The organism is Thermodesulfovibrionales bacterium (assembly GCA_035622735.1).
Classification (GTDB): Bacteria; Nitrospirota; Thermodesulfovibrionia; order Thermodesulfovibrionales; family UBA9159; genus DASPUT01.
This window is the reverse complement of the sequence record DASPUT010000178.1, coordinates 1-6,839: the sequence shown is the minus strand read 5'-3', so window position 1 is coordinate 6,839 and position 6,839 is coordinate 1. Positions and strand designations below refer to the sequence as shown.

At 52.1% G+C, this 6,839-nt stretch carries 7 protein-coding genes and 2 tRNA genes; 3 read left to right on the top strand and 6 right to left on the bottom strand.

The window, feature by feature from the left end; genetic code table 11:
- Positions 1-179: 179 nt before the first annotated feature.
- Positions 180-266: transfer RNA gene (locus VEI96_09430), tRNA-Ser, on the bottom strand.
- Positions 267-370: 104 nt separating this feature from the next.
- Between VEI96_09430 and VEI96_09425 the strand changes: the two genes are divergently transcribed.
- Positions 371-456: transfer RNA gene (locus VEI96_09425), tRNA-Leu, on the top strand.
- A 15-nt stretch (positions 457-471) separates the two neighbouring features.
- Here the strand turns inward: VEI96_09425 and VEI96_09420 are convergent.
- The 5 genes from VEI96_09420 to VEI96_09400 form a co-directional block, all read right to left on the bottom strand.
- Complete coding sequence (locus tag VEI96_09420; protein ID HXX58205.1) at positions 472-1,233, bottom strand: MBL fold metallo-hydrolase; 762 nt, start codon at positions 1,231-1,233, stop codon at positions 472-474.
- Entirely contained in the window at positions 1,230-3,260 is a 2,031-nt protein-coding gene (ligA, locus tag VEI96_09415) for an NAD-dependent DNA ligase LigA (GenBank protein HXX58204.1), read from the bottom strand. Before ligA ends, VEI96_09420 begins: the two co-directional genes overlap by 4 nt.
- Positions 3,261-3,331: 71 nt before the next feature.
- Positions 3,332-3,676, bottom strand: a complete 345-nt coding sequence (locus tag VEI96_09410) for a histidine triad nucleotide-binding protein (GenBank protein ID HXX58203.1) — start codon at positions 3,674-3,676, stop codon at positions 3,332-3,334.
- 105 nt (positions 3,677-3,781) lie between these two features.
- On the bottom strand, positions 3,782-4,099 hold the full coding sequence (hisI, locus tag VEI96_09405) for a phosphoribosyl-AMP cyclohydrolase (GenBank protein ID HXX58202.1): 318 nt from the start codon (positions 4,097-4,099) through the stop codon (positions 3,782-3,784).
- Positions 4,100-4,110: 11 nt separating this feature from the next.
- Positions 4,111-4,593: an adenosine-specific kinase gene (locus VEI96_09400; protein HXX58201.1), complete on the bottom strand. Its 483-nt coding sequence runs from the start codon at positions 4,591-4,593 to the stop codon at positions 4,111-4,113.
- Between the two features lie 229 nt (positions 4,594-4,822).
- Here VEI96_09400 and VEI96_09395 point away from each other — a divergent pair, with 229 nt between their 5' ends.
- Both VEI96_09395 and VEI96_09390 read left to right on the top strand, forming a co-directional pair.
- Positions 4,823-5,380 (top strand): DUF4390 domain-containing protein, encoded by a 558-nt coding sequence (locus VEI96_09395; GenBank protein HXX58200.1) that lies wholly within the window; start codon positions 4,823-4,825, stop codon positions 5,378-5,380.
- The coding region (locus VEI96_09390; GenBank protein HXX58199.1) for a HAMP domain-containing protein at positions 5,377-6,839 on the top strand (1,463 nt) is incomplete at its 3' end. The genes VEI96_09395 and VEI96_09390, both read left to right, overlap by 4 nt.

The window sequence follows — 6,839 nt, the reverse complement described above, 5'->3', positions numbered from 1 at the left end:
AAGGAAGTAACTACTTGAGGACTGATCCGCAATTAAGCACGCTCGAAGTGTTCCTATTTTGCAGAGTTTTCGTTAAGTTCCTTTTTTCCCTTTAAATACCTCATGATAGGTCGAAAAAACAGGACTTTTTCCGGAACGAGTTGCTTTAAAAAATCTAATAATCTCAATAAGTTAGAGAGCGGAGGGGGTGAGATTCGAACTCACGGTAGAGTTTCCCCTACAACGATTTTCAAGACCGTCGCCTTCAACCGCTCGGCCACCCCTCCAGAGAGGCCCTTGGCGAAAACAGTACCGATACAGGAAATGCGTCTTATTCTAATCGGCGAGCACTATTGAAATCAATACGTTTCTTATAGTATCATTTGAAGATGCCGAAGTGGTGGAACCTGGTAGACACGCACGTTTGAGGGGCGTGTGGGGAAACCCGTGCGGGTTCAAATCCCGCCTTCGGCACCATCTTATTCTTCCTGCCTAAATACTGAGAATGCCGGTCGCCCTGTAGCGGCTTGCCGTGAACAGGGGGAGGCTTTTTCCCAAAACCCTTCGATGTGTCTCTAAGGCGAGGAGCGGGTTATTATTCTGTTCAGAAAGATGGGCGAGACAGGCCCACTTCAGGGAGTGGCCTGCCAGAAGCAACTGAGCCGCTTCACTGTTCGAGAGGTGGCCCCCTGGTCCCTGGATCCGCCGCTTCAGGAAAGAGGGATACCGCCCCGAAGAGAGCATGTCAGGATCGTAATTGCTTTCGAGGAAGATGGCATCGAGCGAAGAAATGATGCTGCTCAACCCTTCAAAGGCATGCCCGAGGTCGGTTAGGATACCCAATCGTTTTTCATGAGACGCCACCACAAATGCCGCCCCGTCCGCGCCGTCATGAGGCGTGGGAATGGTCTGGATAGAGGCCGCCCCGAATCGAAGCACTTCTCCAGCCGAGAAATGGCGAACATCGAGTAACCGGCCCAGCCCATGCATTCTTTGGGCACTATCGAGGGTCCGTCGAGTCATGTAGAGAGGCAATCCGTATTTCCGTTGATACACGCCGGCGTTGCAAACATGGTCGTGATGATCGTGCGATATGAGCACCGCGTCGATTTGCCGCATCTCCCTCCCGTGAGCGGCGAGTCTCCGTTCGGCCTCGATGGCGCTTATCCCCGCATCAAAAAGCAGCCTTGTGTTGCCGGCCTCGACGTAGATGCAGTTGCCGTTGCTCCCCGACTGAAGGGCGATGGTGATCATGTCCCGGGGTGCTGCCGCTTAACCATCGCCAACAGGTCCTCGTAGGAGATCGTCTTTACCCCCAAACCCTTTGCCTTTTCGAGTTTCGAGCCCGGATCTTCGCCGAGCAAGAGATAATCAGTCTTCGCCGAGACGGCTGAGGATGTATGGCCCCCGTTCTTCTCGATCAGATCTTCCACTTCTTTTCTCGATCTCGGCAGCGAGCCGGTGATCACGAGGGTCAGTCCTCCCAGAGGCATTTCGCCTTTCTTGCCGGATACAAAATCAGGATTACTGATGTTCAGCCCGAGGGATGTGAGGGATTTGAGCGTTCCTATGTTTTTCTCGTCATTGAAAAAAGTCGCGAGAGAATGAGAGATCTTTTCTCCCATCTGCCTTATCCCCATGATTGTTTCCGGTTTTATTTTATAAAGGTCTTCAAGTCCTCTCATGTGCCTTGCAAGCAATTTCGCGGCAAACTCACCGACGTGAAGGATGCCGATCGCAAAGAGGAATTTTGCGAGGGTGGTCCGTTTCGACCTTTCGATCGCGTCGATCAGGTTTTGAGCGGATTTTTCAGCAAACCTCGGCAGGAGCAAGAGATCCTCTTTCCGTAATTTATAGATATCCTCGAAATGTTTTATGAGACCTCTCGAGTAGAGGAGTTCCACATTCTTCTCGCCGAGCCTCTCTATGTCCATTCCGCCCCTCGATGCGAAATGGATGATCTTTTCCCGCACCTGAGCCGGACAATGGATCGAGACGCATCTCACCGCCACCTCTCCCTCCTCTTTCACGACCTTCGAGCCGCAGGCGGGGCATCTCTCGGGGACAGGGACATCCCTCTCCCGCCCCGTTCTCTTTTCTTTAATAACCGTCACGACATGAGGTATGACATCACCGGCCCTCTCGACGACAACGGTGTCGCCGATTCTTATGCCTTTCCTCTTTATTTCATCCCAATTGTGAAGCGTTGAACGGGATACGGTAACGCCTCCGATCTTCACCGGCTCAAAAACAGCGAATGGTGTTATTACGCCCGTTCTTCCCACACTTCCCTGAATGTCCCTCACCGTGGTCGTTCCCTGATGCGCTTCGAATTTATACGCGATTGCCCAGCGGGGCTCCCTTGTCTTTACTCCTAATTTCTGCTGGAGTCCAAAATCGTTCACCTTGACTACAGCTCCGTCTGTCTCGAAGGGGAAGGATCTTCTCATCCCCTCGATCTCTTTTATCACATCAACCGCCCCGCCGATTCCCTTCACGACCGACACCTTTGCGGGAGTCGGAAACCTCGCCTCCCTCAACCAGTCGATGAATTCCGTTTGGCTCCTGAAATGGATACCCTTGACCGTTCCCATCCCGTAGCATGCGAGATAGAGCTTGCGAGATACGGTAACAGAAGGGTCGAGTTGTCTCACAGACCCTGCAGCCGCATTTCGCGGGTTGGCGAATGCCGGTTCGCCTCTCTGCTCCCGATGTCTGTTTAATTTTTCGAACTCCTCGAGATCCATGTAGACCTCTCCGCGGATATCGATTTCATCAGGGATTCTGCTCCCTTCGATCTTCAGGGGGACCGACCTGATGGTCCTGATATTCCTCGTCACATCTTCTCCCTCATAGCCATCCCCCCTCGTCGAGGCCTTGAAGAGAAGCCCCTTTCTGTACGTCAGCTCAATTGCCAGTCCATCGTATTTCGGCTCTATGGTATATTCGGTCTCATCATCTCGCCCGAGAAGTCGTTTAATCCTCCTCTCGAATTCCCTCAGGTCATCATAGGAAAACGCATTATCGAGGGAGAGCATCGGCTCGGTGTGTCGCACCTTTTCGAACTTATCGAGGGGAGGGGCACCGACTCGCTGGGTAGGTGAATCGGGAAGGACAAAACGGTAGTGCTCTTCTATCTCTTTCAGTCTCTGAAAAAGGCGATCATATTCCTCATCGGAGATGACGGGGGAATCGAGCACGTGATAGCGGTAGCTGTGCTCGTTAAGCTCCTTTACGAGTTTCTCTGCCTCGTGCTTTATCGCTTCAGGAATCCTCTCCATGGAGTCTCATCTCGTGAGAAAAGATCTTTCCGGAGCGCAGGGGTATCGGTACACGCTTCCGGCAGAGCTGCTTACCCCGGGGGCCAATGCATGTGGCGTCCGCCGAGGAGATGAAAGTGGATATGATAGACCGTCTGCCCGCTCTCAGGATTGCAATTCGTTACGATTCTGAATCCCCTCGCTGCAATGCCCTTATCCCTTGCGATGTTATTCGCGACCGCAAACAAGTGGCCGAGAAGTTCATGATCTCCCTCGTTCAGATCGAGAACGGTCGCGATATGTTTTTTCGGTATGACGAGGATATGCACGGGTGCCTGAGGATTTATGTCTTCAAAGGAAAAGGCGACCTCGTCCTCGTATACTATTTTCGCCGGTATCTTTCCAGCGATGATCTTACAAAATATACAATCGTTCATCTCCGAACCTCCTGCCGGATCTCCTCCCCCCGGCCGCGGCGAAATAATCATGAAGCCAAGGCCCGCCCGGTTGCGGCTTGAGGGCAACGGACCGTGCAGGACCGCCTACTTTATCTTTCTGTAAAAGCACGTCCTGCTGCCTGTATGACAGGCGCCTTCCCCATGCTGCTTCACCTTAATGAGGAGCGTGTCCTCATCGCAGTCATAGCATATCTCTTGCACTTCTTGAAGACAGCCCGACGTCTCCCCCTTCTTCCAGTATTTCTGACGGGAGCGCGACCAAAAGTGCGTAAAGCCCGTCTCCACAGTCATTTTCAGCGAAGATTCATTCATATAAGCCATCATGAGGACATCACCGCTATCGACGTCCTGGATTATCGCCGGGATGAGTCCTTTTGCATCGTACTTTAATTCAGGAATCATCTGCCCTCCCTTTATAGTTTATACCCGATCTTCCTCAGGAACGCCTTCCTCTCTGCCTTGTCCTGCGGAGTCTCGACAGCCTTAGGCGGAAAACCGTCAATCACGCCTATGATTCCATTCCCCTGTTCTGTCGCGGCAACAATCACCTTTACGGGGTTCGCCGTTGCGCAGTAAATCGTACAGACTTCCGGACAGTTCTTCAGCGGGTTCAGGATATTTATCGGAAAGGCATTTTTCAAAACGATACAGAACACGTGTCCGGCTCCTATCTCCTGGAGATTCTTCACAGAGACGTTTATGAGTTCCTCGCTGTTACCCTCGGTTCGTATGAGACAAGGACCAGACGCCTCCGTGAATGCTATTCCGAATTCTCCATGAGGGACGGTAGTAGCGATGATCTCGTAGAGATCCTCTGCCGTCTTAATGAAATGAGTCTGCCCGAGGATGACGTTGCACCCTTCAGGAATCGTCAGATCTGTTGTTCGTAAATCCATGACGCACCTCCTTGCTTGAAAACCCGGAGAGCATGGAACGCGGACAGAATCGCATGGAGGGGCTCCTTTCTCCCCCTATCTTTCATGCGGCGCTCCTTAGGCTCCTGTATTTTAGGCTATCTTACCATGAAAGTAAATTCCTCGGAAGCAGCCGAGCGCCGCGAATCAAGGGATTCCGGCATCTGTGATATAATGGAATAACCCTTGTCTCCGGAGAATACATCCTCGTATGAAAAAGATATGCGCGGCTTTGTCGATTTATCTTTTCTTCTCTATCCCCCTCGCTGCTTTCGGCGCCGAAATCGTTGGGCCGGAGACACAGACGCTCAACGATTCTCTTCAGGTCACGACGGGCCTGACCCTCGACGAGAAGAATCTTACCGATCTGAAAAACGGCGTCGGAAAAGAAATAACCTTCTATCTGGACATTTACAGGGTATGGCGCGTCTGGCCCGATGAATTTATCGCCGGCAAGAAGATCGTGACTACCCTTAAGGGAGATCCCATCAAAAAAGAGTACGTCGCCACCTCCTCAGACGGTTCAACGCTCACCAAGAAGCGATTCAGGGATCTCGAATCGATGCTCGCCTGGGCATTAACCTTAAAGGACATACCCTTGATACATATGAAGGAGCTTGACCCGGCGACTTACTTTGTGAGGGTCGCCGTGGAAGCGCGGCTGAGGACGCTTCCGCCTGTTATCGGATATCTCCTCTTTTTTGTCCCAGAAAAGGAGTTCAAGGTGACAAAGGATTCTGCCTTCTTCAGTGTCGGTGCCGCGCCATGAAAAAACTCGGCCTCATATTTTCGGGAGTGCTCCTCTTTATTGTCGCTGCGTCGCTCATCGAACTCCATTTTATGTGGATCGGCTCTCTCTCTATAGCAACGCGGGCTATTCTTCTTCTCCTTCTCAACATCAATATTATTGCCCTCCTGACCTTGATGTTTTTCGTCGGAAAGAGCCTGGTGAAGTTGTCCCTTGAGAGGAAACGGAACGTTCTCGGTTCTCGCTTCAAAACGCAGATCGTGATCATCTCCGTAGTCCTCACGTCGATACCATCGGCCCTGCTTTTCTTGGGAGCGAGCGGTCTCGTGACAAACTATATCGACAGATGGTTTACCCCCCAGTTCAGGCAACCCATTGATAGCACGCTGAACATCGCGAGATCGATCTATGAGGTGGAACGGCAGAAGACGCTCGATGCAGCGAGAACAGTCATCGCGAGGGGCTCCCTGCCGATGGACTACGCGGTCATTCAGCTTACCGAGATGCCGGAGAACCCTTCCGATGTCGTCAGAGAGGCGTTTGCCGGAAAGGAAGCGACCGAAGTCGTGTCGGACGAGGGCGGTGATACGGTCCGGGCTGTCGTCCCCGACAGCGTGGACGGTAAGCGACGGGGAGTCTTGATTGTTGAATCCCGCATCCCCGGGGAAATCACGCGGAATGTAGAAAAGATCAAGAATGCCTATGAAGATTACATAAAACTCGAAGCATTAAAGCAGCCACTGAAAATCAACACCCTCATCTTCCTCGGATTCTTTACCCTTATCGTCATTTTTATGGCCCTCTGGACGGCGCTGAGATTTGCGAGAGGGATTACGGAACCCATTCAGAGTCTTGCCCAGGCTACCGGCGAAGTTGCGTTGGGCAATCTCGATGTGAAAGTCGGAATCGAGCGGGACGACGAGATAGGCTTCCTCATTAACTCGTTCAATCACATGGTACGAGAACTGCGCGAGGGCAAAGAATCTCTTCAGGAGGCGTATAACGAATCGGACAGAAGAAGACTCTACACGGAGAATATTCTCGAGAACATCCAGAGCGGGGTCATCTTCCTCGATGCCGACGGCAACAGTCTCACGATAAACAGGGCGGCGTGCTCGATCCTGAACGTCACGCCGGAAGACGTCATCGGGAAAAACTACCGGGAGATCCTTTCCAGAATAAGATCGGAGTCCCTTCAGGAATTCGTTCAGGGCATCAGGTTGAAAAATCTCGGCAGTGTCGAAAGAGAGGTCTGGGCAACCATCAGGGAAAAACGAAGGCTGCTGAAGGTCTCGATCATGGGACTGCGGGATACCCTTTCTCATTATCTCGGCCTTCTCGTCGTCTTTGATGATCTGACGGACGTGATAAAAGCGCAGCGGGCGCTCGCCTGGCAGGAGGTTGCAAGGAGAATCGCCCATGAGATCAAGAACCCCCTCACCCCCATTAAGTTGTCCACCGAGAGAATGTTAAAAAAGTG